At 64.5% G+C, this 1,996-nt stretch carries 2 protein-coding genes; both read right to left on the bottom strand.

Going from position 1 to position 1,996, the window contains the following annotated elements; translation table 11 throughout:
- On the bottom strand, positions 1-864 hold an 864-nt coding region (gene arsB / locus HMPREF0591_RS29630), incomplete at its 3' end, for an ACR3 family arsenite efflux transporter (protein WP_007172568.1).
- 115 nt (positions 865-979) lie between these two features.
- Entirely contained in the window at positions 980-1,771 is a 792-nt protein-coding gene (gene arsM / locus HMPREF0591_RS29635) for an arsenite methyltransferase (protein WP_007172569.1), read from the bottom strand.
- Between the last annotated feature and the right edge of the window lie 225 nt (positions 1,772-1,996).

Genomic DNA, 1,996 nt, shown 5'->3' on the forward strand with positions numbered 1-1,996 from the left:
CATAGCTGCTCCGAGCAGGTAGCCCCCGCCCCACATCAGCGCGAAGTAGGCCAGCAACGGCACCGCGATGCGGGCGACATCCCACGGCCGGCTGGTGATCTGATCGCCTTGCAGCGCAAACAGAATCACGATGGTGAACAGCAACCCATAGAGCGCCCAGGGCCCCACCTTGGGCAGATATCGGGTCTCATACCAGTCGCGTCCCTTAGTTTTCTCGCCGATGCGCCGCGACAGGTAGCCAGCCAGCAGTGGAATCCCGAGGAAGATCAGTACGGATTTGGCGATCTGCCACGGCGAGGTGCTGATGGTGGTCTGTTCTAGGCCCAGCCAGCCCGGCAGCACCGACAGGTAGAACCAGCCCAGGACGGCGAACATGAGTACCTGGAAGATCGAGTTGAGCGCGACCAGCACGGCGGCGGCTTCGCGGTCTCCACACGCCAGGTCGTTCCAGATGATCACCATGGCGATGCAGCGGGCCAGCCCGACGATGATCAGCCCGGTGCGGTATTCGGGCAGATCTGGCAGCAGCAGCCAGGCCAGGGCGAACATCAGCGCCGGGCCCAACACCCAGTTCAGCACCAGTGAGCTGATGAGCAGTTTGCGGTCTGCGGTGACGGTGTCGAGGCGGTCGTAACGTACCTTGGTCAACACGGGATACATCATGATCAGCAGGCCAAGCGCGATGGGTAGCGAAATGCCGTCCACCTGAACGCTTTCCAACGCGGTATTCAACCCAGGGATCCAGCGGCCCAGCAGCAGGCCAGCCGCCATCGCCACCCCGATCCATACCGGCAAGAACCGGTCCAGGGTGGACAGCTTGCCGGCCACCGTCGGGGCGGCAGGCGATACGAGGGTGTCGCTCACAGGTTCTCTCCCGAGGTGCTGGCGGGGTCAATGGCTCAACGCAGTGGGCAGCAGGCCGCCCGCTGGCAATCTCGACTCCAAGCGGCGTGATGCCAATGACCTTAGGGTCGGTGGCTCAGCCGCCGATGGGTGCGGGTTTGGTGGCGCGGATGATCGCGCCGTGCATGCCGTCGGCGACTTCGTGGGTGAATGCCACGGACGCATCGACGAATCCGGCGTCGGCGAGGCCGTCGAGGTATTCCTGGTTGGATAAGGCCCCGGCGATGCAGCCGACGTGAGAGCCGCGTTCGGCCCGTTCGGCTGGGGTGAGGTGGTCCTCGGCGACGACGTCGGAGATCCCGATCCGCCCGCCCGGCACCAGGACCCGAAACATTTCAGCGATTACGGCCGGTTTGTCGGCCGACAGGTTGATCACGCAGTTGGAGATCACCACATCGACTGCTGCGTCGGGAAGGGGGATGTCCTCGATAGTCCCTTTGCGGAATTCGACGTTGGTGACACCGGCTTTGGCCTTGTTCGCCTCAGCCAAGGCGAGCATCTCATCGGTCATGTCGACGCCGTAGGCGAACCCGGTCGGGCCGACTCGGCGTGCTGAAAGCAGCACATCGATGCCGCCCCCAGAACCCAGGTCCAGGACGCGTTCGCCGGGGTGCAGGTCGGCGACCGCGGTCGGGTTACCGCATCCCAGGCTGGCCGCAACGGCTTCGGCGGGCAGCTCGGAGTGCTCATCGATACCGTAGAGACTGGCACCGAAAATGGTGCCGATGTCGGCCGAATCACTCGACCCGCAGCAGCTGGCCGCGGTGAGCACCTCGCTGTTGGTGGCACCGCTGCTGATCGCGGTGGCGGCCGCGCCGTAGCTGGCGCGAACCCGATCGCGCAGCTCGCCGTTTTCGGTGTCGGTCATCCTGATGCTCCTCTCATCGACAGGCGTCTATGGGACCAAGAGTGCACTATCCATCGACAGTTGTCAATGTGTGTCATACTCGGGCTTATGCCTACGACGATCGCGTCTTCAGCGCAATCTGAGGGCTCGCTGCTTGTCGCCGACCTGCAGGCGTGCTGTCGCCCTATCACCGGGACGGTGCTCGATGTAGCGGCCGCCGAGCGGCTGGCCGCCGTGCTTAAGGCG

Origin of the sequence: Mycobacterium parascrofulaceum ATCC BAA-614, from assembly GCF_000164135.1 — a bacterium.
GTDB classification, from domain to species: Bacteria; Actinomycetota; Actinomycetes; order Mycobacteriales; family Mycobacteriaceae; genus Mycobacterium; species Mycobacterium parascrofulaceum.